18 protein-coding genes are annotated in these 23,291 nt (G+C 64.1%); 8 read left to right on the forward strand and 10 right to left on the reverse strand.

All coding sequences use genetic code 11. The features are described 5' to 3' along the window. Positions 1-307: 307 nt before the first annotated feature. The 5 genes from QMX80_RS11565 (at position 308) to QMX80_RS11585 (ending at position 7,973) form a co-directional block, all read left to right on the forward strand. Positions 308-541, forward strand: a complete 234-nt coding sequence (locus QMX80_RS11565) for a hypothetical protein (RefSeq protein WP_282277185.1) — start codon at positions 308-310, stop codon at positions 539-541. 156 nt (positions 542-697) lie between these two features. Continuing rightward, positions 698-2,749: a class I SAM-dependent DNA methyltransferase gene (locus QMX80_RS11570; protein ID WP_282277186.1), complete on the forward strand. Its 2,052-nt coding sequence runs from the start codon at positions 698-700 to the stop codon at positions 2,747-2,749. Next, positions 2,746-4,029, forward strand: coding sequence for a restriction endonuclease subunit S (locus QMX80_RS11575; protein ID WP_282277188.1), 1,284 nt, complete (start codon positions 2,746-2,748; stop codon positions 4,027-4,029). The genes QMX80_RS11570 and QMX80_RS11575 overlap by 4 nt, the downstream gene beginning before the upstream one ends. A gap of 9 nt (positions 4,030-4,038) precedes the next feature. Beyond that, entirely contained in the window at positions 4,039-7,296 is a 3,258-nt protein-coding gene (locus QMX80_RS11580; protein WP_282277189.1) for a DEAD/DEAH box helicase family protein, read from the forward strand. A gap of 8 nt (positions 7,297-7,304) precedes the next feature. After that, positions 7,305-7,973 (forward strand): hypothetical protein, encoded by a 669-nt coding sequence (locus tag QMX80_RS11585; RefSeq protein ID WP_282277190.1) that lies wholly within the window; start codon positions 7,305-7,307, stop codon positions 7,971-7,973. A gap of 271 nt (positions 7,974-8,244) precedes the next feature. Here QMX80_RS11585 and QMX80_RS11590 read toward each other — a convergent pair whose 3' ends face one another. The 4 genes from QMX80_RS11590 to QMX80_RS11605 all read right to left on the reverse strand — a co-directional run bounded on the left by QMX80_RS11590 (position 8,245) and on the right by QMX80_RS11605 (position 13,616). Next, complete coding sequence (locus QMX80_RS11590) at positions 8,245-8,793, reverse strand: hypothetical protein (RefSeq protein ID WP_282277191.1); 549 nt, start codon at positions 8,791-8,793, stop codon at positions 8,245-8,247. Continuing rightward, positions 8,793-9,599, reverse strand: coding sequence for a hypothetical protein (locus tag QMX80_RS11595; protein ID WP_282277192.1), 807 nt, complete (start codon positions 9,597-9,599; stop codon positions 8,793-8,795). Before QMX80_RS11595 ends, QMX80_RS11590 begins: the two co-directional genes overlap by 1 nt. A gap of 93 nt (positions 9,600-9,692) precedes the next feature. Further along, on the reverse strand, positions 9,693-13,238 hold the full coding sequence (gene mobF, locus QMX80_RS11600; protein ID WP_282277193.1) for a MobF family relaxase: 3,546 nt from the start codon (positions 13,236-13,238) through the stop codon (positions 9,693-9,695). Between the two features lie 12 nt (positions 13,239-13,250). Further along, positions 13,251-13,616 (reverse strand): hypothetical protein, encoded by a 366-nt coding sequence (locus QMX80_RS11605; RefSeq protein WP_282277194.1) that lies wholly within the window; start codon positions 13,614-13,616, stop codon positions 13,251-13,253. Positions 13,617-14,483: 867 nt separating this feature from the next. Here QMX80_RS11605 and QMX80_RS11610 point away from each other — a divergent pair. Next, the gene (locus QMX80_RS11610) at positions 14,484-15,020 is read left to right on the forward strand and encodes a hypothetical protein (RefSeq protein ID WP_282277195.1); all 537 of its coding nucleotides are present in this window, start codon (positions 14,484-14,486) and stop codon (positions 15,018-15,020) included. Positions 15,021-15,022: 2 nt separating this feature from the next. Then, entirely contained in the window at positions 15,023-15,148 is a 126-nt protein-coding gene (locus tag QMX80_RS11615) for a hypothetical protein (RefSeq protein ID WP_282277196.1), read from the forward strand. Positions 15,149-15,386: 238 nt separating this feature from the next. Here QMX80_RS11615 and QMX80_RS11620 read toward each other — a convergent pair whose 3' ends face one another. Together QMX80_RS11620 and QMX80_RS11625 are read right to left on the reverse strand one after the other, a co-directional pair. Beyond that, entirely contained in the window at positions 15,387-15,788 is a 402-nt protein-coding gene (locus QMX80_RS11620) for a hypothetical protein (RefSeq protein ID WP_282277197.1), read from the reverse strand. 47 nt (positions 15,789-15,835) lie between these two features. Beyond that, on the reverse strand, positions 15,836-17,854 hold the full coding sequence (locus QMX80_RS11625; protein ID WP_282277198.1) for a hypothetical protein: 2,019 nt from the start codon (positions 17,852-17,854) through the stop codon (positions 15,836-15,838). Positions 17,855-18,177: 323 nt separating this feature from the next. Between QMX80_RS11625 and QMX80_RS11630 the strand changes: the two genes are divergently transcribed. Further along, the gene (locus QMX80_RS11630) at positions 18,178-19,590 is read left to right on the forward strand and encodes a serine hydrolase domain-containing protein (RefSeq protein ID WP_282277199.1); all 1,413 of its coding nucleotides are present in this window, start codon (positions 18,178-18,180) and stop codon (positions 19,588-19,590) included. 423 nt (positions 19,591-20,013) lie between these two features. On the opposite strand, the gene QMX80_RS11635 is transcribed toward QMX80_RS11630, so the two are convergent. The 4 genes from QMX80_RS11635 to gcvT all read right to left on the reverse strand — a co-directional run bounded on the left by QMX80_RS11635 (position 20,014) and on the right by gcvT (position 22,990). Next, positions 20,014-20,505: a hypothetical protein gene (locus QMX80_RS11635; RefSeq protein WP_273082757.1), complete on the reverse strand. Its 492-nt coding sequence runs from the start codon at positions 20,503-20,505 to the stop codon at positions 20,014-20,016. Between the two features lie 452 nt (positions 20,506-20,957). Beyond that, a complete protein-coding gene (locus QMX80_RS11640; RefSeq protein WP_282277200.1) occupies positions 20,958-21,281 on the reverse strand; it encodes a hypothetical protein in 324 nt (107 codons plus the stop codon). Between the two features lie 118 nt (positions 21,282-21,399). After that, the gene (gene gcvH / locus QMX80_RS11645; RefSeq protein ID WP_055771195.1) at positions 21,400-21,795 is read right to left on the reverse strand and encodes a glycine cleavage system protein GcvH; all 396 of its coding nucleotides are present in this window, start codon (positions 21,793-21,795) and stop codon (positions 21,400-21,402) included. An 88-nt stretch (positions 21,796-21,883) separates the two neighbouring features. Next, positions 21,884-22,990 (reverse strand): glycine cleavage system aminomethyltransferase GcvT, encoded by a 1,107-nt coding sequence (gene gcvT, locus QMX80_RS11650; protein WP_273082751.1) that lies wholly within the window; start codon positions 22,988-22,990, stop codon positions 21,884-21,886. Between the last annotated feature and the right edge of the window lie 301 nt (positions 22,991-23,291).

Consider the following 23,291-nt stretch of genomic DNA (forward strand, 5'->3'; position numbering starts at 1 on the left):
CCGCCTCACCCCACCGACCCACCCCAGCGCGGAGCAGCGGCGCGCCAGCGCCGCAGGGCCTTCGCTCCACCCCAGATGCCCGGCCGCCGCCAGGCGGCCCCAGACGTAGCAAGCCCAGTCCACCGATGTAGCAAGCCCATACCTGCACCGCCCCGCCTTCCCCTTGCTTTTGTGATGCATCACGACTAGGTTACCCAGCATCCACCAATCCCACGCGCCCAACCTCACCCACCCAGTGCCTTCCGAAAGCCCCGCCCCGCCCAAGCGCCGCACCGGCCGCCCATACAAGGACCCCAACGCGGGCCCCATGAGCGATGCAGAGCGGGCGCGTGCGTATCGGCACCGCAAAGAGAGCATGGCCGCGGCGGCGGTGGCCAACTCGACCGATGCCCAGTTCGTCCGGGAACGCACGGACGCCGAGCTACTGGAAGCGCTCCGCCAGGCCCTGACCGATGTGCGGCGCCAGCCCACCCGCACGCCACCCAAGCAACGCGCGGCCAGGATCTTGGCCGAGTTCGCGCGGAGGTATCCCAATGGGTAACCTCTGCTCAGGCGTCCTGCTGCCGATGGCTTCCCGGGTCTCATCCCTGGAGACGGCCTCGTGTTGGGATGCCCAAGGGGAAATCCAGTTGCCCACCCATTCCGCTGTCAGCGCCTGCGCTGTCGGCCACCCGTTTGCTTTGACACCGAAGGCACCATGACCAAGAACGCGCAACCCGCTGCTCCCGCCACCGAGGCCCCGAAGGCTTCCGACACCGTGCTCGCCAGCTTCATCTGGAAGAACGCCGAGGACCTGTGGGGCGACTTCAAGCACACTGACTTCGGCAAGATCATCCTGCCGTTCACGCTGCTGCGCCGTCTGGAGTGCGTGCTGGAACCCACGCGTGAGGTCGTCCGCGACACCTATGCCAAGTTCAAGGACAAGGGGCTGGATACCGACTTGATCCTGCGCCAGAAGGCCGGCCTGCCCTTCTACAACACGTCCCAGTACTCGCTGGCCACCCTGGGCGCGACCAAGACCAAGTCGAACCTGGAAGCCTACGTGGCCGCGTTCTCGGACAACGCCCGCGTCATCTTCGACCAGTTCAACTTCACCGACACGATCGCCAGGCTCGCCCGCGCCGACATCCTGTTCAAGATCTGCCAGAACTTCGCCAACACCGACCTGCACCCGGATGTCGTCCCCGACCGGGTGATGTCCAACATCTATGAGCACCTGATCCGCCGCTTCGGTTCCGAGGTCAACGAAGCGGCCGAAGACTTCATGACGCCGCGCGATGTCGTCCACCTGGCCACGACCCTGCTGCTCGATCCCGACGATGCGCTGTTTCGCAACAACCCCGGCCTAATCCGCACGCTCTACGATCCCACCTGTGGGACCGGCGGCTTCCTGACCGATGCCATGAACTACGTCGATGGCTTTGCCGCCCAAGGCAAGGCGCCACCCGTGCTGATCCCGTTCGGCCAGGAGTTGGAACCGGAAACCCATGCGGTGGCGCTGGCCAACATGCTGCTGCGTCGTCTGGAAACCGAACCCTCCCGCGACCTGGCGGCCAACATCGCCGGCCCCAAGTCCACGCTCTCCCAGGACGCCTACGCGGGCCAGCGCTTCCACTACTGCCTGTCCAACCCGCCATTCGGCAAGAAGTGGGAGAAGGACCAGGCGTTCGTCGAGCGCGAAGCCAAGGAGAAGGGTTTCGAGGGTCGTTTCGGCGCGGGTACGCCTCGCGTGTCCGACGGCTCCATGCTCTTCATCCAGCACCTCGTGTCCAAGCTCGAACACCCCAACAAGGGCGGTGGTCGTGCAGCCATCATCTTGTCGGGCTCGCCCCTGTTCACCGGCAACGCCGGCCAGGGTGAAACCGAGATCCGCCGCTGGCTCCTGGAAAACGACTACATCGATGCCATCGTCGCCCTGCCCACCGATATCTTCTTCCGCACCGGTATCGGCACCTACATCTGGATCCTGACAAACAACAAGCCCGAACTCCGCCGCGGCAAAGTCCAGCTGATCGACGCCACCGCTTTGCACAGCCCCATGCGCAAGTCCGAGGGCAACAAGCGCCGGTACGTGAGCGACGAGCAGATCCAGGACATCGCCCGGCTCTACGCCGACTTCGCGCCGGGCGAGAACGTGCGGATCGTGGACTACCGCGATTTCGGCTACCGCCGGATCAAGATCCAGCGTCCATTGCGCCTGACCGTCCAGATCAACGAGAACACGCTGGCTGCCCTAGCCGCCAGCAAGCCTTTCGCCAAGCTGGACAAGGAGGAGCAGAACGGGTGGCTCACCCTGCTCCGCAAGTACCTGGGCCAGACGCACCCCTACGCATGGCTGGCCACCTTGCCAGCGCTCGCCAAGAACGCCGGATTGGGCAAGGTTGGCAAGCCGTTGGCCAATGCCCTGGAAGCCTCGCTGGGCGTGCGCGACCAGGATGCGCCGGAAGTGTTGGATGAGGAGGGCAACCCTGTACCGGACAAGGAGCTGGAAGACTTCGAGTCCGTGCCACTCGCCCGGTCGATCAGCGATTACATGGACGCGGAAGTGCTGCCGCATGTGGCCGATGCCTGGGTGGACGCCGAGTACACCGACGAGCGCGATGGCCAGGTGGGCAAGGTCGGCTACGAGATCAACTTCAACCGCTACTTCTACAAGTACGTCCCACCGCGCGATCTGCACGAGATCGACGCCGAGTTGAAGGTGGTGGAAGCAGAGATTGCCGCGCTGCTGGATGAGGTGGCGGAATGATGCCTCTTTCTGCCGTCCGCCAAATGAAAGACTCTGGCATCGACTGGGTAGGCCAAGTTCCGTCTCACTGGTCGGTTCGCCCTTTCTACTCGTTTGCCGCGGAAGTCGACCATCCGAACACTGGATTGAAAGAGAAAAACCTCCTCTCGCTTAGTTATGGCCGCCTTGTTCGCAAGGATATGGATCGCCTGGAAGGTCTTACTCCAGCTAGCTTCGAGGGATACAACATCATCGAGGCAAACGACATCGTATTCCGTCTCACTGATCTACAGAACGACAAGACCAGCCTTCGGTCAGCTCGCTCGCCGGAGCGCGGGATCATCACTTCTGCCTACGTGACCGTACGTCCGTCGGCGAGTCCCCGCTTCTTTGAGTACCTCATGCGGGCTTACGACACTACCAAGGTGTTCTACGGCATTGGCGGCGGCATTCGGCAGTCAATGAAGTTCGACGATCTCAAGCGGCTACCTGTTTTGGTACCGACTGTGTCCGAGATGGATGCCATCGCCTCCCACCTCGACCGCGCCACCACCCGCATAGACGCCCTGGTGGCCAAGAAGACCCGTTTCATTGAGCTACTGCGCGAAAAGCGCCAGGCCCTGATCACGCATGCCGTGACCAAGGGGCTGGATCGCGATGTCGCAATGAAGGACAGCGGCGTGGAGTGGCTGGGTGTGGTGCCGGCGCATTGGGATGTGGTCCAAAGTCGGCGATTGTTCTCGGAACGAAACGAGAAAGCCCGCGCCGATGATCAGCAGCTCACGGCATCGCAGAAATACGGGCTCCTTCCGCAAGCTGAGTTTATGGAGCGAGAAGGACGCCGAATCGTAGTTGTGCAGAAAGGACACGACATCCTGAAGCGGACGCTACCCGGCGACTTTGTTATCAGCATGCGTAGCTTCCAAGGCGGACTCGAGCTCTCTGAGTATGAGGGCTCAGTAAGCTCGGCCTACGTGCCGATAACGCCCATAAAGTGGGTGGTTCCAGCCTATTTCCGATGGGCATTCAAGAGCATCACTTACATTCAGGCACTGCAGGCCACATCTGACCTGGTACGCGATGGCCAAGCGCTTCGGTTCGAGAACTTCACTAAGGTGCCGTTGCCGCATGTGCCCGTAGACGAACAGATAGCCATTGCTGATTTCCTCGACCGCGCCACCACGCGCATCGACACCCTGATCGCCAAGACCGAGCGCTCAATCGAACTGCTGCGCGAACACCGCACGGCCCTCATCACCGCTGCCGTCACCGGCAAGATCGACCTGCGCCCCGCGGCCTAAGGACACCTCATGCAAACCGCCCTCACTGACACCGCCCACCGCGAGAAAGAGTTCGAGAACTACATCGTCAAGCAACTCATCGCGCGCGGATGGAAGGTGGGCGACACCTCGGGCTACGACCAGAACCACGCTCTCTACCCCGAGGACCTGGTGGCCTGGATCCAGGAAACGCAGCCCACGAAATGGGCGAAGCTCGTGGCGAGCAATGGCGACAAGGCGACTGCCACGCTCATGGATCGGTTGAGCCAGGCTTTGGAGAAAGACGGCACCGTCCATGTCCTGCGTCGCGGGGTGAAGATCGCGGGCGCAGGCGAAATCAGTCTGAGCGAAGGCTTGCCCGAGGATGCACGCGACCCGACGGCCTGGGATCGCTACAACGCCAACATCCTGCGCGTGGTGCCGCAGCTCATGTACCGCCCTGGCAGCACGTTGGCCATCGACCTGGTGTTCTTCATCAACGGTCTGGCCGTGGCCACCGTGGAGGTCAAGACCGACTTCACCCAGTCCGCAGAAGCGGCCGTCACCCAGTACATGGACGACCGCCTGCCGATGGATCCGGCGACCCGCAGGAAGGAGCCTTTGCTGACGTTCCAGCGGGGCGCGGTCGTCCACTTCGCCATGTCGGACAGCGACATCCAGATGTGCACCAAGCTGGATGGCAAGAACAGCTATTTCCTCCCCTTCAACCAGGGGCGCGATGGCCGCAAGGGCAATCCAATCCGCGAGGATGGCGAGTATCCGGTCGCCTACTTCTGGGAGAAGATCTGCGACCGTGACAACTGGCTGCGGATCTTCCACAGCTTCGTGTACACGGAGAAGAAGGAGGTCGTCGACCTGGCCGGCAACCACAAGAAGAAGGAAACGCAGATCTTCCCGCGCTTCCACCAGTGGAAGGCCGTCACCCGCATGATCGAGGACGCCAAGGGCAAGGGCCCTGGCCAGTCCTACCTGTGCGAACACTCGGCAGGCTCCGGCAAGACCAGCACCATCGCCTGGACGGCGCATGACCTGATCCGCCTGCGCACCGATGCCGGCGCCAGCCTATTCCATTCGGTCATCGTGGTCACCGATCGCACGGTGCTTGACAAGCAGCTCCAGGACGCCGTCCAGCAGATCGACCACCAGAAGGATCTGATCGCCGCCATTGGCGAGAAGGACACTGGCCTGAGCAAGTCCAAGGAGCTGGCCGAAGCCCTGGAGCGCGGCACCCCCATCATCGTAGTGACGATCCAGACCTTCCCCTACGCGATGGAGCAAATCCTGACCAACGGGAAGCTGGCCGATCGAAACTTCGCGGTCATCATCGACGAAGCCCACACAAGCCAGACCGGCACGGCGGCCTCCAAGCTGCAGGCCACGCTCGCCCTGCGCGATGCCAAGGCGATGGAAGGGCTCACCGTGGAAGAGCTGCTGGAGAAGATCCAGTCCTCGCGTGCCCGCCCCAAGAACGTGTCCTATTTCGCGTTTACGGCCACGCCCAAGCACGCAACACTCATGCTGTTCGGGACGCGCCCTGACCCGACCAAGCCAGCCAGCAAGGACAACCTGCCGTTCTCGTTCGACAAGTACCCCATGCGCCAGGCCATCGATGAGGGGTTCATCCTGGACGTGCTGGAGGGCTACCTGCCCTACAAGACCGCGTTCAACCTGGCCGAGCCTGCCAAGGACGGCAAGCGCGTGGAGGGCAAGGCCGCCAAGCGCGCCCTGGCCAAGTGGATGTCGCTGCACGCCACCAACGTCACCCAGAAGGTCGAGTTCATCGTCGAGCACTTCGCGGCCAATGTCGCCCCGCTCCTGGGCGGGACGGCCAAGGCCATGATCGTGACCTCCTCGCGCGCCGCCGCCGTCCGCTACAAGAAGGCGTTCGATGCGTACATCGAGGCCAACCCCAAGCACAAGGCGTTCCAGGCCCTGGTGGCGTTCTCCGGCTCGCTGACGGGCAAGGAAGTGATGCACGCTTCCGACGAGCAGTTGAAGGACGATCCGTTCGCAGCAGCTGAAGACGAGCAGTTCACCGAAGCCACGATGAACACCAGGCAGTACGGCTCGGATCTGCGCAAGGTGTTCGACCGTCCCGAGTTCCGGGTCATGATCGTGGCCAACAAGTTCCAGACCGGCTTCGATCAGCCCAAGCTGTGCGCGATGTACCTGGACAAGAAGATCGCCAACCCGGTGGAGATCGTCCAGACGCTCTCGCGCCTCAACCGCACCACCGCAGGCAAGGACACCACGTTTGTCGTGGACTTCGTCAATGATCCGCAGTCCATCCTGGATGCGTTCGCCCTGTACGACGCAGGCGCCAAGATCGAGAAGGCCCAGGATCCCAACGTGGTCTATGTGCTGCAGGGCGATCTGGACAAGGCCAACATCTACACCCAGAGCGATGTCGAGACCTACACGGCGGTGCGCTTCAAGTCAGCCGCCGCCTACACCGCGGGCGACGACGCGATACACAAACAGCTCTATGCGGCCACCAGCGTGCCCACCCAGCGTTTCAACGATGCGCTAGCCGCCGCCCGCAACGCCATCCTGGCGGCCGAGAAAGACTTCGAGCACGCCAAGGGCCAGGGCAACGAGGCCGGCATGAAGGCCGCCGACGCCAGGCGCGCGACGGCCGCGGAAGATCTCCAGAGGCTGCTGGACTTCAAGTCGGGGTTGTCCCGTTTCGGCACCCTGTACACCTACATCGCACAGACGATCGACTTCGGCGATCCGAGCCTGGAGGCATTTGCCAGCTTCGCCCGCCTGCTGTCCAAGCGCTTGAACGGTGTCCCGCCTGACCAGGTCGATGTGTCCGGTTTGCTGCTGACGGGGTTCGACATCAAGCCGAAGGACAAACCCGCCTCGGGTGGTGGTGATGATGGTGATGATGATCAGGCCCTGATCCTGCAGCCCGTGGGCCCAGGTGGTGGTGGCCTGCCCCCGGTACCCGTCTACTTGCGCCAGGTGATCGCCAAGCTCAACTCGATCTTCGGCGAGGCAACGGCACTGACCGACAAGGTGGCCCTGGTCAACCATGTGGCCGACATCGTGCGCGAGGACGCCAACACGGTGGCCCAGGTCAAGAACAACACGCGCGACGTGGCCATGGCCGGCAACATCAAGGGCTCGGTCCAGTCGGCCCTGGTGCGCGCCCTGGACTCGCACAGCACGCTGGCAGCCCACGTGTTGAAGCATGACCAGCAGGCACTGGCCCCGCTCGTCGGGCTGATCTACGACCTGGTCAAGGCGGGGCAGAACCTTGATCGCGCGGAGTTGGGCGGTTGACTAGCGACGTGACGGACGAACAACCCGCCCCCGAGGAAGCACAAGCGCTGCCTGTGCCGTTGGAGGCTATCCCTGCACCCTCGGCGGAGGTTCTGCGCAAGAACCCGTGGCGCAATCCCGCGCAATGGGAAGTGTGGGCGGATCGCGAGATCCAGGGACTATCTCGCTCGTTCAATCACCTGTTGCCGTTCGACATGACGTTGAGTCGACCGGCAACAAAGGATGGCAAGCACCCCGCGATGGCCATCGACATCCGCGTGGTGTTCGACTGCCACGTCGTCACCGAGGCGTTCGACCCTCAAATCCATCCAAGCCCTGTACCTGCTGAGGAAACCTGGTACGACGCGAGCAACGCGATGCGGGTGTATCACGCCGACCGATACCAGCGGTCGCAAGGCCTTCCGCAGTTGCTCAAGGACATGACCACCGGAAAAAACCCTCGTTGCTTCGAGACGACCCGCAACAACTTGATGGTGCTGGAGCGGCAAGGCAATGCCCAATCCATCGAGTACTACCACGTGTTCTTCGATCTCTACCGATCGCCACGTGTCCAAGGAAGCGGCGCGCGTCTGATCCTGTACGTGCAGAGCGCCTATCTCAAAGATGTGCCCATGCGCTCCCGGCGCACCGACTCCACGCTCTTCGCAGCCGTCTGCGCGAAGAAGATGGGGCTCTAAGTCAGCCAAGCCCCCCCAAAACAAAAGCCCCGCGATGCGGGGCCTTTGTTTGTAGCGGACCGGGATCCTCTTACCAGCGTATCGCTAGGCCAGTAGAACTGGCGGGCGCCTCCTGGTTACCGGCTAGGGGGGCAGGAAGAAATCTACATGAGCAGGGGGGCGAAAGCAACCACCAGACCCATCCCGTTCAGGTTTCTCCACCGCGGTCAAGCTGCGGTATAACCATTATACAGAACGCACAGCCCCCTCTTCGGCGACCCACCTGACCTCCCTACGGCGGCATGCCTGCCGGCTCAGCTTGCGGTGCCTGAACAAGTTCAAGCTCCCCCTGAGGAGGCTCTGGCGGCAATGGCAAATCCTGCATCCGCACCGTCTTCAGGCCATTCGCCGTGGCCCTAGCGATCAGCTTCTTATCGTCGGTGTAAAGCGTGTGCGCCCCAGCCACCTTGGCAATGGCCAGGATCTGACGGTCGAACTTGACCTTGGCCTTGGTGTCCTTTGGCCCCAGCTTCTTACCCATCGTGGGGTCGTTGAGACACGCACACTCAACAGCGGCGATCTGATCAAACGAGACGACAGAGAAGGCCGACGAATGGCTTATCTCCCCCAGGAGCTGAACCTTTCCAGGCCCCGCACTGACCATCAACTCGGCCAAAACTGGTGTAGGCACAACCACGCGAACACCAGCCTCGCTGAGGTTGTGGAGCAACAGCTCAACCCGTTCCCGGCACTTCGGAATGGGTTCGCCATCATCGCCAAGCGGGGCACTGGCGTCTGGTTGCAGGATGAAAAGCAGGGTTGCGGTGTCTGCAACAACCATCAGTCGTCATCCCTCTCTTGCGCAAGTCGCTGCCAAGCGTCAGGCAGCCAAGTCTCGGAAGAAGACAGCGCCCGGATCCGACCCAGCGTGTCCATCAGGGACTCTGCCCGCAGTTCCTCGAACTGATGCGCCTTGAGCCCGTCATAAGACCACTCGCCATCATCGTTTCGCGTCGCGCGAACGGTGCCTGTCAGCCTGATCACGCCCTCGAAAAGATGAGGGGCAAGCTCGCGAGCCAGCCCCCTGGACACTTCGAAGCTCCATGTCTGGCCTTCGGCGTCCTGGATCGAGGCGTGAGCAGTCTTGTCCTTACCACCAATACGGACCAGCTGACCGTCTCGGGAAAAGGCTTGAGTGAACGGCCCCAACTTCGGAGGCCGGGGTTCCTTGCGTCCAGGGAACGCGAGGATATTGCTGTTGTTGAGCTTGAGCGTCCCTTCCGCGTTGTCGCTGCGGAGCATTTCATTCAGCTTCCGATAGCGGTCACCGCGCGTACCACGCACGCCCATTCGAGCTTCGTTGACGTTGTTTCGAACCTTGGTGACGGCGGGCCGCTCAACCTTGACCGCCAGCTTGGCGCTGCCTTTCGTGATCTTCTCGAAGTGGACGTTGCCCTCTTCGCCCAGCATGGCTGCCAGTTCAGCCATATACGCCGCCAACCGAGCCATAGGGATGGTCTCGGGGGTGAAGGCGTCTATACGGAATACGTAGCGGTCATCGTCCAGCATGAGTAACTCTGGCGGGCTGGCGGCGGGGCTATACAGAAACACCGTAGCATCGCACCGGTCGAGATTGAAGCCTTCCATATTCAGGTTCGACCTGGACCTGGGGCCCGACCAAACGGCCGCCACTAACCCCCTGGCGCCCCGCCGCTCCCCTGCTACCTAGGCACCAGGGGGTTAGAACGGGATCTCTTGGTCGTGCCCTTTTAGGTTCGGCGGCTTCGGCTTCGGGATCTCAGGCTGGGTCTTCAACAAGCCGGGTAGCTTGCGCGGCTTGAGTTGTTCCCCTGGCTTGAGTTTCAGGGCTTCCTCAAACAACTCTTCCCCACGCTCGCGATCCTGGAACCGCGACTCATTCCAGTCGATGTCCTCGAACGCCGTCTCCAGGTCGATGCCCAGCGCCACCTTGCGTTGCAAGGCGCCAAACGTCTTCTTGTGCTTCTCGCCGTGGATCCGGTCCAGCGCATCGTGCAGGTCATCGACTTTTCTGGCGCGGTCCTTCACCCGGTCTTGCATGGCTTTGACTTCAGGGCCTGAGCGGGTCCGCTGGATTTCGAGCAGCTCCTCCAACAACGCCTGCTGGCGCTGAACGATGATCTTCCTGCGCTCCTTGGCGCGTCCCCGGAAGCTGGACAACCATGGGCTGGCCTCACGCAAGCGCAGATCAATGAAGGCTGCCTTGGCACCGCCGACGTAGTCCTTATCCAGCCAGGCGGTCATTTCACGCTGCGCCTGAACCCGCGCCGCTGGCGTTGTCGGTGTCAGGATGGCCAGGCGCTCCCGTACCCGTTCCAACTGCTTGACCGCCGTGTCGTACCCGCGCTTGAGCGACTTACGGACGTACTCGTCGACTTGGTCCGACAACCCCTCGTAGCCGTCAATCACACCGCCAGGCGCAAGCAGCGTTTCCTGTTTGGCCATCTCCCTGCCACGTTCCTCGTCGCAAATGTCTTTCCAGCGCACCATGGCCTGGTTGAAGTCGCGCCCAGCGCGGGCGATCTCGTTGGCGTGATCCAGCGCTTCGTTGGTCTGCCGAACCATGGCCGCCTGCACGCCCGCATCGATGGGGTGCTCGGACTCGCCCAGGATTGTTGGCAACTGTTGCTCCAGTTGCTTGGCCACCGGGATTGCGCTCTTGCGCCTGGCCAGCTCCTTGACCGTTTCCTTCTCGCCCCACTCGTCCAGGGCACTGGCCAACCGCTTGGCACCTTCGGGTGTGGCGAACGCGTGGAAGTTCTCCTTGGTCCGCGTCATGGCCACCAAGCCCATGTTGCGATCGATCCTGCCACCCCCTGCCAGCCAGTACGTGGCATCGGCACCCAGGCCCTGGGCACTGTGCGCTGTCCGTGCATAGGCATAGCCGATGTGGGGGAACTTGTCGGTATCGACCTTCACCTTGCGTCCGTCGTCCAGCGTGATGGAGATGACATGGCCACCCTTCCGGTTCTGGCGTATTCCGGTCACCGTGCCGATATCGTTGTTGTTCCACTCGCGGCTTTGGGTCTTGCGATCTTTTCGAGCGTTGCTCTGGAAGCGGATGCGCTCGCCAATACAGACCTCCAGCTCCCGCTGGTGCTCGCCCTTGCCCAGGCTCAGCATCGTGCTCGTACGCTCCCACAGGACGTTCTGCTCTTTGAGGCCCTGGCGCACGACGGTGTCCACGGCCTCGCCATCCAGGTGGGTGTTGACCACGATCAGCTTGTTGCGAACGTCGCGCTGGTCTTCCAGGTACGCCTTGGCCAGCGCCTTGATCTGGTGCTTGGCGGTTTTGAGCATGCCCTTGGCCAGCATCTCGTTGACGATGTCCTCGCCGGTCTTCTTGTCGTTGTAGAACGACTCGGCCAGCGACCGGGCTTCCAGGTTGCGCTGGCGCTGGATCTGGGTGATTTCCGCCGCCCCAAACGACTCGCACAACTGCGAGAAGGGGCTGCCCGCCTCGATGGCCTGCAACTGCTTGGGGTCGCCGACGGCCACCAGCTTGCCGCCCGCCCGATCCACATGCTGCTGGATCCGGCGGAACGTCTTGGCGCCCACCATGCCCGCCTCGTCCAGCACGATGACATCCATGGCCGAAAGCGACAGCTTGCCGTTGTCCAGGGCATGCAGCAGCTCGGCGGTGTTCATGCCGTCGATCTCGGCTTCCTTCTTGAGGTTGTCGGTGGCCGCCTGGCTGGTACTGGTGCCAATGACGCGCCGCCCCGCGGCCTTGAAGGCGCGCACGTAGGCGCCCGCACTGGCGCTCTTGCCCGTGCCGGCCCGCCCGATGATGCAGGCAAGCCCCCCGGTCTCGCAGGCCACATGGAACACGCTGGCCTTCTGCTCGTCGGTCAGCTGCACAGGCTTCTTCAACGTCTTGGACATGGCGGCCTCATGGACCTCGATGGCCATGGCCACCGCCCTGCGGTTGAGCCGGATCTCCTGCTCGTTGGCGCGCGCCCGCGCGGCCGGCAGCACGTCTTCCTCGATGTACCAGTGCGTGCGCGAACACCAGCGTTTGTGCCCGAGCTTCGAGTCATCGCTCAACCGGATGATCTTGCCCTCGGCTTCCCATTGGGCCAGCAGGCGGTCGGCCTCCTGGGGGACATCGACATCGCTGTCCAGGGGCAACTCGCGGGCCATCTTGGCAATGAGCGACGAGCGGTTCCAGTGACTCTCCATGGCGTGCATGTCGTCGAACCAGCCCTCCGGTCCCTTGTTCGTTTCCAGCTCGACGCTGGCACGCCCCAGGATGGCCTTCGTCTTGTGGAACAGGCCCGGCGTGAGTTCGGCCATGGCTTCCATCTTCTCGCGCGCGTTGCCGATGACCTGGCCGGCACTTAGCTCCTTGTTCTTTCGGCTCGACTTGGCCACGTCAGTGGCGGTGATCTTCTTGTTCGTCAGCCGGGCCTTCGCCAGCCCCTCTTTGATCTGTTTCCGCCTCGTGGAGAAGGCATCGCATACCTCCTGGTCCACGCCCGCGATGACGTTGGCAACCTTGCCCGTGTCGCGTCCGTGCGCGTCCAGCAACCGCTTTCGTTCGATCCCCAGGCCCATGGCCTGCATGCCGCGGGCGAGCTCGCGGGCGAATACTTCCTGGGCAGCTTCCTGCAGGCTGCCGCTACTCCGCATAAGGGCGCGCGGATCAATGGTGCGGAACTTGCCCTCCTTGTCCAGGGCCACGTTGGCCACCACCGCATGGCAATGCCACTGCGGCTCGCCTTCCCGGTTGTCGATATGGTCGACAGCCCGCACGATCAGGCCGTCGATCCCGACATGGCGATGCCCACCTGTCCCGGCACGGGTGTTCAGGCCATCGGCGATCAGCGCCAGGGCCTTGCCCCGCGCTCGGTGGAACGCCTCGGTCATCTGCCGGCGCTCTTCGGTGTTGGCGGCCACGAACGCCAAGCTGTATTCCTTGCGTGGCGAGAAGGTCATGTCGAACGCCATGCATCGTCCGGCCTCGCCCGCGTTCTGGACCAGCTTCTCACCCGTGGTCGGGTGGTAGCCGGCAAGCAGCTTGGCCAGGTCCTTGTTCTGGTCGTCTTGCGTGCGCCCAGGCGGGTTCAGTCCAAGGCGCGCAACGGCGGGGCTGTCCAGCCACTCGGCCGGCGGCAAGGGCGACAGGTCGTTCTGGTCCTTGCCATCCTGCGCGTAGTACGCGCCCGTCGTTTCCAGGTACTTGCGCACCGCGCCGGCACTGCCGTCGTGGAGGAGCGTGAGCTTGGTCGACTTGAGGATGGCCATGGCAGCGCGTCCTCAGTTCGGCTTGTCGGGCGGCTCCCGACGGCTCAGGGGGCTGTCCAGCGTGTCGCCATCCAGGATGCGCAGGAAGCCATTGACGCCCCGCACGCACTCGTCCCGGATCGCGAGCAGCAGGTCGGTGGCTTCCATCCCGGACACCTTCGTGCTGGGAATGGCGGGCGGCTTGGCCAGCTGGTTCAGCATGACTTCCATGGTAGCCAGGCGCTGCAGGAGCGCCATGGGCATCGCCTCTTCCGGGTTGATCGGGGTCAGCGCACGCGTTCTGGCGTAGGCGTCTGGCGAAAGGCCAGCGCGCTTTGCGGCTTGCAGGAAGGTTTGTTCCTCTTCGCCACTGAGGCGGAAGCGGATTTGCGTGCTCATGGTGGGTAGATCTGTGAGGCCTACTCCAGCATGCGGCGGGCACCGTTTTCCGCAAGCCCTCCGGGGTGAGCAAGGCTCCTGGCGTGTGATTTCAACGCTTTGGCTCGCAGAAAGCGCTCTTTTTGCTCACCTCAGGTGCATTCGTGTATTGCTGCTTGTCAGCAATGTCCTAGCCATCGCTCTGCGATCGACAGCTTTAGCGTCGATCGTTCGACGACTGACATGTTTCACCGTCAGTCGTCGCCGCCAGCCAAAATCCACCAGCGCGCCTCACCCGTTCAACGCTACCTGCCCCCATCAAACGCCAGCCCGCTCCACCAGTCCAACAGCCAACCACCCTCCAAAGCCATCGTCAGCCTGCTCACCAACTTGCCAAATGCTTCACCTGCCGCACACTGCCTCTAACGCCCCACCGCCTCGCGCCATGCCTGTCCCGCAACCCTATGCCCCCGATGTTGCCGCCAAGCTTGCCGCCGATGTCGTCTCGCGTCTTCCGCCCCGCTTCGCCCATACCGATGCTGATCGTGTTCGCCTGACCCGCGACCTTGCCGCCTTCCTGAGCCGTTGCGCTCCGACCAAGCCAGCCCCCATCGCTCCACCGACTGACCGCGACAACGAGATGTCGCCCTGACCTGTTGCGTCTGACTTCGCAAAAGTCGATGCCGCCCTCGCGTTGCTCGGGCGGCATGTGCTGTCGCGACTTCCGTCGCGACGTTCGCCCAAGAGCATTTGCCGCCTGACGGCGGCGGGACAACTGGGCCGCTGGCGCGGCTGCACTCGGGCCTCGGCTTCCGCCGTCGGCCGTCACCCTTGCGCGATCGCGGCTTTCTTTCATGGTGTTGGCATCCCCACGCGATAGGTGACGCCATGACAGACATCGACCCGACCCAGATGAAGCAAATGGCATTCGGCACGCCGAAGCAGGCACAACCACCGGCAAATGGCACAGCCAAACCGAATGAGGACCAGAACAGCACGGATGCCGGTTCGGCCCAGGGAGGAGCACAAGCCGCGACTGTGCCGTCGAAAGGTTCCAGCAAGGGAGCAGCGGCGAGGCCAACCAAGCCAGCCAAAGCTTCACCGGCCACCACAAAGCCCCGCAAGCGTAGCGACCGCGTCGAGGAACCAGACATGTCAGTGGCCACCGCCATCGCCCAAGGGCTCTCCAAGGAGAAGGTCGACGACCTGCTGGATCAGTGGAAGAAGTACCGCCGGCAGCAAGCCAACGACGAGGCCAAGGCAGCAGCGGATCTACTCCAGGCGCAGGTAGACAGTGCACGCCGCAAGATCGCCGACGAACTCCTGAGGTTGGCCGATGGTTACGGCTGCTCCATGGAGGAGGCTAAAGCCATCTACGCCGAAGCGCTGGCCGCCAAGTTCTCGGACAAGGTCAAGGGGAAGTGACCATGAACTTGCTTGCCAAGGTCAAACAAGATGCCATCCGCTGGGACACAGCTGCACTTTTCAGTGCAGCTGTGGGCGGGTTCCTGGGCGCTATGGCCTATGACCTTCTGTCACGTCTGCTTTCTTGATCGCCGCATCAATCTGTTTCTGGGTCTGCCCGCCACCCTTTGTTGCATGGCGGTATAGCGCGAAGGCGACCAAGACAATCACCACAACCACGACAACCTTCCACCAAGGGTTCCCGTTACCGCCGCTGTTGCTCATCGGTCATGCCTCTTACGTTCGGTAGCGATGACTATCTCACTCTCGACCGCGCAGTGCTCTCATTCGCTCGAAGTGAGCTTTCATGCCCTCCCGTTCGCACACTCACCACCGCTTGGCCCACGGGTCGTCGATCGCCCGTAGAAACTTTCTCAGGTGTTCCGCCCGCTGTTCCAGGTCCCACAGTTCGTGGCGTAGCTGCGCCCGTTCCGACTCCTGTCTGAGCAGCCGCGTCTTTCGCGGATGGGGGTACTGGATCCGAGCCTCGTTCCACTGCTCCAACTCACGGAACGGGAAGTGCTTGTGCTGGTTCTTTCCCGACCCCGTGGCCAGCGCCTTGTAGACCGGCGGCCCATCACCGCTCTCAACCAACAGGAAAAGTGTCCTGACAGATACTCCTAGGTACCGCGCCGCGGCCTTATTCGATAGGCTCGCCACCAAGCCTTGCTTGGCGTCCAGGATCTCCTGGTCAACCTTCGATTGCTTGACACTCGTCTCGTTGGCCATTGTTGCCCTCCTGGTTCCGGATCACCGTAGACACGCTAGACGGATGGCTAGGCGGTGTCGGCTGTCGCCTTCTTCTGCAGCGCCGCGATCAACCCTTGCCGGGTCTCTTCGTCCAAGCCTGCGATCAGCCGGACCAACTGGTCCTGCTCGTCGGCGGCACCCTTCTGCTGGGTGGCCGCGCGCAACTTGTTGGCCACGTTGGCCGGGGTCGTGTGGTAGTAGTGCATGACCATGCCCAGGGTCTTGTGGCCGGAGAACCGGGCGGCGTCCTGCGGCAGCAGCACCCCGGTGATTTCGGTCATGCGACTGTGGCGCATGCTGTGAAGCTTCTCGTTGCGGATGCGCGTGATCTGGGCGGCCAACAATCCCGCCTGCTCCTGGTCGCCTTGCCGCTCGGCTTCTTCCAGTCGCCCTTCCAACTTCGACACCGCCCGATCGCGAAGGCGCGACCAAGCGGCCGTCAGTTTGTCCTGCGAGCCACCGAACACGCGCCCCCTCAACCGCCCCGCCCGCAGGTCGCGCGCCAGGTCGTCCGGCGTTCCCAGATCGGCCATCAGCTGCTCCCGCACCGTGCGCCGTGCCCGCATGCGCTCCCGTTCGGTCGCAGTCTCCCAGTCGCCATCCAGGGCCTCGCGCGCTCGGTCGTCCAGTTCGCCCGTCATGGCGCGCTGAGCGAGCACCCAGGCACGCGCGATCAGCAAGGGGCGCACCCCGTCCTCCGTTTCACTGCCACCGACCAGCAACGGGATTTCAATGTCGGTCGGCTGGCCGGTCGGGGTTTTGACGTCACGCAGCAAGGCGACCCACTCCCGATCCTCGGGCGTGCGCTGCAACCGGGCTTCCTTGGGCGGAGTGATGTCGCGCCATTCCAGCTTGTGGGCGTTACCGCGTCGCGCGGCGGTCGCCCGACACCAGTAAAGCCCGGCCACGGTGGTGGGTTCCATGACCTTGTCCGGGTTTCGGTTGGTCGTCTGGATCTGCCCCAGGATCAGTGCCCAGTCCTCGTCGGTGATGATCTCGGGGCTCTTCGACTTTTCCGGCTGCTTCCACTTGATCGTGTCGGTCGGCAGCGCATCGTGCGGCCACCAGGCCCGCTCGACCCGCTCCATGCGCCCGTTGTGCTTCTCAAACGACGGGCGACGACGCCACACGTCCCTACCTCGCCTGAAGACCCGCACGAAGCAGACCATCCTGCGGTTGGCGGTGTTCTGGGCCACGCGCGTGGCCATCTCGTTGGCCACGTCTTCCAGCGCGCGCTTGTCCACCGCCGTCGGGTGCCAGGACATGATCCCGTGGGCCTGCTCCCGCAACACCTGGACGGCGTGGTCCCGATCCCACTTGGCCGCCGACCACTTCGTATCGAGCACCTGGGCGCCCATGCGCGGTCGATTGAATGGCGCGGGGATAGGTGGCGACTTCTGCCGCTTGGGTGGGCTGTACGTTTCGCCTCGCTTCGCTGCCGCCCGGCTGAGGACTTCCTGCCTGGCCGTCCACGTCGTGTCGGCAACGCACACGCCGCGCGGCAAGCCGCCGTCCAGGCGCTGGCAGGTTTCCGCCTCAGCCTGGCGATAGATCTGCAGCCACTCGGCCTTCTTGGGGTCGAGGCACTGCGCTTCTTCGTTCTGGATCCGGGCGGCGCGCTCGCGCGGGCTTTCGGGTGCGTGGTCCAGCAGCGGCACCACCGCCCAGGTCGTCCACTCCTTGCCCTTCTCGCGTGCATCGTGGGCAACCCGCGTCAGTGTGGCGTCCGCGATGTACTGGGTGAACCAGTGGCCCAGCATGTCGTCCTGCTCGTCCTGGCGCTGACTGGCGTCCTGGCCATGGATGTCCTTGGCTTCCAGGTTGTCGGTGCGCCAGCGGCGGACGGCGATCAGGACGGCCTTCTCGGTCGCCTGCGCGTCTCTAGGATTGGTGAAGTACGGCATGGAGCCGGAGTTCTTCTGCGCGCCACCCGGCAGGGTGATCTTGGCCAGCAATGCGCCGCCACTGCCATCCGCCCACACGCGCTTGTAGATGCCCTGCTCGACGCGCTTCCAACCGTCGGTGCGGGCCTTTTTCTTTGCCATGATGGTGTCCCCTGCAAACCACCCGAAACCGGCGTACGGCTTCCAATAATCTTCCAAGCCGCCCGATGGAAGATTACATCTATTTGATTTGCAAAGGTGTAAATCTGGTTACAGTCGCAACACCAACGCGCCCACGATCATGCTGGCCGAGCGCGCGGCCGCGCTGATCCTCGGCCAGGACGCTCCGCCGCGGCCACGATGAGAGTCCCGACGGAAAAACCAGGAATATCAAAGCGATGCCCATTCATTTTCTCGCCGTTTGTGCAATCGCAAAGAGCGGCGCTAGAATCGCCGACAGCCTTAGCTAGCAGGCATCGATCACGATGAAAGACAACAGCAGACGCCGGCATTTCCGTCCGGTGGCATCGGGATTGCTCGGTGTGTTGATGCCCTTCGCACTGTCGTCCACCGCCCAGACCCCATCCACCCCGCAGCCGCTGCCGGAATCGGCGCCGCAGTTGCCGGTGAACCTGGAAAACGCGCCGATGCAGTCGCCGACGCAGCCGATGCCCTACCGGGCGGCGCTGCGCCCGGACCAGGTGCAGGCCCTGCCCGACGGCTTCAATGTCGCCGCCATCGAATCGATGGCCGAGCAGCTCACCTACGGCAACCGCGTGCCCGGCATCGCCATGGCGATCGTGCAGAACGGCCGCATCCTGTCCGCGCGCGGCTTCGGCGTCACCGACATCGGCAACCCGCAGCCGGTCGATGCGCATACCGTGTTCCGCCTCGCCTCGCTGTCCAAGGCGTTCGCCGGCACCATGGCCGGCCTGCTGGTCAACGACGGCACCCTGCGCTGGGACAGCAAGGTCACCGACTACATGCCGGGCTTCCAGCTGGCCACGCCCGAAGCGACCAGCCGGCTCACCGTGGCCGACGTGCTGAGCCATCGCGTCGGCCTGCCGTACAACGCCTACGACCGCGACATCGAAGCCAACGCCGACTACTACACGCTGACCCGCAAACTCGCCAGCGCGCCGCTCAAGTGCGAGCCGGGCGACTGCTATGCGTACCAGAACGTCGCCTTCAGCCTGATCGGCGATGTGGTCTACGCCGCCTCCGGCAGCTTCTACGAGCAGGCGGTCGAACGCCGCATCTTCAAGCCGCTGGGCATGAACGATGCCAGCCTCGGCCTGGCCGGCATCCAGGCCAGCCCGCGCTGGGCACATCCGCACGTGCGCAGCCGCAACGGCTGGGTGTCGCTGTCGCCCAAGCCCACCTACTACCGCGTCGCCCCGGCCGCCGGCGTCAATGCCAGCGCCAGCGACATGGCGCAGTGGCTGCTGGCCCACACCGGGCACCGTCCCGATGTGCTGCCGGCGCCGTTGCTGGCCACGCTGCACGCGCCGCTGGTCAACACGCCCGGCGAGATGCGTTCCGGCTGGCGCCGCGAGCGGCTGGATTCGGCCGGCTATGCGCTGGGCTGGCGCGTGTTCGACTACGCCGGCCACACCGTGGTGTTCCATGCCGGCGCGGTGCAGGGCTACCGCGGCCTGGTCGCCCTGCTGCCCGAGCGCGATCTCGGCATCGCCGTATTGTGGAACGGCGAGAGCACGCTACCCAGCGGCCTGATGCCCACGATCCTGGATCGCGCCATCGGCCTGCCCACGCAGCGTTGGCTGGATGTGGACACCGACTTCGGCAGCGACAACCTGATGGCCGAGGATGCGCCGGCCAGCGCGCCACGCGGCAAGAAGGGCGTTGCCTCCGGCCGCGCCACCGCCTCCCCGCGCTGACCCGGGCTGCGGCATTCCTTACGGCAAGGCGGCTTCGGCCGCCTTTTTCATGCGGCCCACTCCGCCCTGAAACGGCCGTCCCGCCGCGCTCCATGCGCGGCGCCGTGCAATCGAACGCATGCCCGCGCACGTGCCGGCGTGATCCCGGCCGTGCTCTTCCATCCGCCGCAGAGGGGGTGGATCAAAAAGATGGCGCTGCATCCCGACACCGCGACCTTCGTCGCCGGACCTCCCGCACGGCGTCCTGCAGTCGCACCTTCCCACCGACCCGGCGGGCCTTGCGTCGTTCCATCCAGCGGCCACACCGTCAACGGCCCGGCGTCCGCCCGCGCTGGTCGGAGCGGCGGTGGCAGGCGCGCATAAAAAAACTCCCTCCCCGCTGGGCAGTCGGGGAAGGAGTTCCAGGTACAGCTCAGCGCTGGATCAGATCAGCGGCGCCGGGGTTGCCGGAAGCGCGACCGGGGCCGCCTTCTTCTTGCGGGCAGCCGGCTTCTTCTTGGCAGCAACCTTCTTGGCGGCCGGCTTCTTGGCAGCAGCCTTCTTCGCGACCTTCTTCACCGCCTTCTTCGCGGTGGCCTTCTTGGCAACGGCCTTCTTGGCGACCTTCTTCACCGCCTTCTTGGCGGTGGCCTTCTTGGCGACCTTCTTCACCGCCTTCTTCGCGGTGGTCTTCTTGGCAACCTTCTTCGCCGCCTTCTTCACTGCCTTCTTGGCAGTGGCCTTCTTGGCGACCTTCTTCACTGCCTTCTTCGCGGTGGCCTTCTTGGCGACCTTCTTCACCGCCTTCTTCACCGCCTTCTTCGCGGTGGCCTTCTTCGCGACCTTCTTCACTGCCTTCTTGGCAGCAGCTTTCTTGGCGACCTTCTTCACCGCCTTCTTGGCGGCCGGTTTCTTCGCAGCTTTCTTCGTGGCCATTGGATGGCTCCTCGTCAGTGATCTATGGAATTGAAATGCCCAGTTGAAGCAAATCCGCGGTGTATCGCGGAGGACCGACGATGCGTCAACCGCATCGTGACGGATACAGAAACACCCGCAGCGATTCCCGCCACGGGTGCCATGTCTTGTTCGGGGGTGTTTCGCGGAAGGAAGCGGCTCCTGCTCCACCATCTGTGCGCGTGGCGGACGTCCAGGTTGTGCTTCGCATCTGAATGTTGATCCGGCTCACTCGCTTCCGCAGCAAAGGTCTGCTGGGCGAAACCTAATCACGCTTTTTTTTACTGTCAACTACCCGCGCGCAACTTTTTCCGGAAAGCTTCACGTCGACGGCGCCGGCAACACCCGTCTTCGCCGCGTCCGCATCCTCGGATGATGCCGCTTGCACCGCGCATGCGTTCGCGGTGCAAGCGAAAAACATCGTAAAAAAAGCACTATTCGTTCGCGGCGCGCACGCGCTCCACGCCGCATCGCGCGCGCGCCGCACGTTGACGCGCCGCTCCCGGCGCGTGAAAAAAAAATGCCTCCGGACCCTGCATTCCATCCGCCGCGATCGCACTTTCGCGCACCGCGAGTAACGTTTTGCGCAAACACTTCGCGCCCTTGCGAGCCGTTGCCGCCTTCCCGCTCATCGCGACGAGGACATCCCGGTGCCGCTTCGCCGCCCCGCTCGACCGCCATGCGCGGCCATCGTCCTTCGACAACGACGACCCTTGAACCGACCGATGGATCTGCGCCGTCATGCCGACGATCGCCATCGGCGATACCGAGGACACCGCCATGGCGACAGAGCGGCGACACGATGCGAACGATCCGGACGCCGGAAACAGAAACGGCCGCACTGGGCGGCCGTCCTGTTCGTCCGATGCGACCCGGTCAGTGGTCGTCGTTTTCCAGCAGCTCGGCGTAGTCGTCCGGACCGAGCAGTTCGTTCACCTGCTCCGGCTCGGACATCTCTACGACGAACAGCCAGCCATCGCCGTAGGCGTCTTCGTTGATGGTCTCCGGCTTGTCGGCCAGGGCTTCGTTGACTTCGACCACGGTGCCCGAGATCGGGCTGTAGACGTCGGAGGCGGCCTTGACCGACTCGACCACGGCGGCGGCGTTGCCGGCCTGCACCGTGTCGCCCACGCCGGGCAGTTCGACGTAGACCAGGTCGCCGAGCAGGCCCTGCGCGTGGTCGGAAATGCCGACGGTGGCGCGGCCATTGCCTTCGACGCGGGCCCATTCGTGGGATTTGAGGAATTTGAGGTCGCCAGGGATCTCGCTCATGGAACTGCTCCGGAAGAAACGGTGGACGGGATGGACGCTTAGTTTAACGGACCGCGCGGGACGATGCCCCGCGCGGCCGGGATGGCGATCAGGCGTTGATGCCGGCCTGCGGCTGGCCGTCGCGCACGAACGGGAACTTCACCATGCGCACCGGCACTTCCTTGCCGCGGATGTCCACGCGCACGTCGCCCGGCGCGCCGGCCGGCACTCGGGCGAAGGCGATGGCCTTGCCCAGCGTCGGCGAGAACGTGCCGGACAGGATCTCGCCCTCGCCGTTGGCGGTGAGCACTTTCTGTCCGTGGCGCAGCACGCCCTTCTCGTCCATCACCAGGCCGATCATCTGCCGCGCGTCGCCGGCGGCCTTCTGCGCTTCCAGCACGCCGCGGCCGATGAAGTCCCGGCCTTCGTCCAGGCTGACGGTCCAGCCCAGCGCCGCTTCGAACGGGCTGACGGCTTCGTCCATGTCCTGGCCGTAGAGGTTCATGCCCGCTTCCAGGCGCAGCGTGTCGCGCGCGCCGAGGCCGGCCGGCTTCACGCCCGCGGCCAGCAGCGCGTTCCAGAACGCGACCACCGCCGTCTGCGGCAGCAGCACTTCATAACCATCCTCGCCGGTGTAGCCGGTGCGCGCGACGAACAGCGGCACGCCGTCGGCCGAAGCGACCTCCAGCGCGGCGAAGCGGCCGAGCTTGTCCAGCGCCGCGCGGTCGGCCTCGGCAACCAGGCCGGCGACCAGCGCGCGCGCCTGCGGACCCTGCACGGCGACGATGGCCAGGTCTTCGCGCTCGACGATCTCCACGCCGAAGGCAGCGGCATGCTGGCCGATCCAGGCCAGGTCCTTCTCGCGGGTGGAGGCGTTGACCACCATGCGGAAGAAGTCGTCGCCCAGGAAGTAGACGATCAGGTCGTCGATGACCCCGCCCTCGGCATTGAGCATGCACGAGTACAGCGCCTTGCCGGTGACCTTGAGCTTGTCGATCGAGTTGGCCAGCAGCTGGCGCAGGAACTCGCGGGTACGCGCGCCCTTCAGGTCGACCACGGTCATGTGGCTGACGTCGAACATGCCGGCGGCGCGCCGCACCAGGTGGTGTTCGTCGATCTGCGAACCATAGTGGATCGGCATGTCCCAACCGCCGAAGTCGACCATCTTGGCGCCGAGCGAGCGGTGGGTTTCGTTGAGCAGGGTTTTCAGGGTCATGGCCGTTCCATGCGAGGAAAGGCGCCATTATCCCAGATGGCCGCAGGCAAAGCCCATGGCGGTGCGCCGCCTGCACTGCGGGCCATCGATCGAGCACGATGGCCTGCGGTCCGCAATGGAGCCGGGCAAGCGCAGCGGACAAGAGCGGCGGAGCATCCTCGCCCATCCCCGGGGCCGCTTCCGCACCGGCACTGCGCGCATGCACGGAACCGCTCGCCCGCCGCACGTCTCTGCCGGGTGCGGCGGGCGGGGCGCAGGACGAGCGCGGCGGGGCCGCGCGCGGCCTTTCAGGCTTCCTGCA

Source organism: Stenotrophomonas sp. PS02297 (assembly GCF_029959705.1).
GTDB lineage: Bacteria > Pseudomonadota > Gammaproteobacteria > Xanthomonadales > Xanthomonadaceae > Stenotrophomonas > Stenotrophomonas nitritireducens.

Excerpts from the sequence above, each read along its gene's own strand:
- QMX80_RS11565 (WP_282277185.1), top strand. The coding sequence starts at position 308 with ATGAGCGATGCAGAGCGGGCGCGTGCGTATCGGCACCGCAAAGAGAGC.
- QMX80_RS11620 (WP_282277197.1), bottom strand. The coding sequence starts at position 15,788 with ATGGCCAACGAGACGAGTGTCAAGCAATCGAAGGTTGACCAGGAGATC.
- QMX80_RS11580 (WP_282277189.1), top strand. The coding sequence starts at position 4,039 with ATGCAAACCGCCCTCACTGACACCGCCCACCGCGAGAAAGAGTTCGAG.
- gcvT (WP_273082751.1), bottom strand. The coding sequence starts at position 22,990 with ATGACCCTGAAAACCCTGCTCAACGAAACCCACCGCTCGCTCGGCGCC.
- gcvH (WP_055771195.1), bottom strand. The coding sequence starts at position 21,795 with ATGAGCGAGATCCCTGGCGACCTCAAATTCCTCAAATCCCACGAATGG.
- QMX80_RS11630 (WP_282277199.1), top strand. The coding sequence starts at position 18,178 with ATGAAAGACAACAGCAGACGCCGGCATTTCCGTCCGGTGGCATCGGGA.
- QMX80_RS11605 (WP_282277194.1), bottom strand. The coding sequence starts at position 13,616 with ATGAGCACGCAAATCCGCTTCCGCCTCAGTGGCGAAGAGGAACAAACC.
- QMX80_RS11590 (WP_282277191.1), bottom strand. The coding sequence starts at position 8,793 with ATGGTTGTTGCAGACACCGCAACCCTGCTTTTCATCCTGCAACCAGAC.
- QMX80_RS11575 (WP_282277188.1), top strand. The coding sequence starts at position 2,746 with ATGATGCCTCTTTCTGCCGTCCGCCAAATGAAAGACTCTGGCATCGAC.
- QMX80_RS11625 (WP_282277198.1), bottom strand. The coding sequence starts at position 17,854 with ATGGCAAAGAAAAAGGCCCGCACCGACGGTTGGAAGCGCGTCGAGCAG.
- QMX80_RS11595 (WP_282277192.1), bottom strand. The coding sequence starts at position 9,599 with ATGGAAGGCTTCAATCTCGACCGGTGCGATGCTACGGTGTTTCTGTAT.
- QMX80_RS11640 (WP_282277200.1), bottom strand. The coding sequence starts at position 21,281 with ATGGCGATCGTCGGCATGACGGCGCAGATCCATCGGTCGGTTCAAGGG.
- QMX80_RS11570 (WP_282277186.1), top strand. The coding sequence starts at position 698 with ATGACCAAGAACGCGCAACCCGCTGCTCCCGCCACCGAGGCCCCGAAG.
- mobF (WP_282277193.1), bottom strand. The coding sequence starts at position 13,238 with ATGGCCATCCTCAAGTCGACCAAGCTCACGCTCCTCCACGACGGCAGT.
- QMX80_RS11635 (WP_273082757.1), bottom strand. The coding sequence starts at position 20,505 with ATGGCCACGAAGAAAGCTGCGAAGAAACCGGCCGCCAAGAAGGCGGTG.
- QMX80_RS11615 (WP_282277196.1), top strand. The coding sequence starts at position 15,023 with ATGAACTTGCTTGCCAAGGTCAAACAAGATGCCATCCGCTGGGACACA.
- QMX80_RS11610 (WP_282277195.1), top strand. The coding sequence starts at position 14,484 with ATGACAGACATCGACCCGACCCAGATGAAGCAAATGGCATTCGGCACG.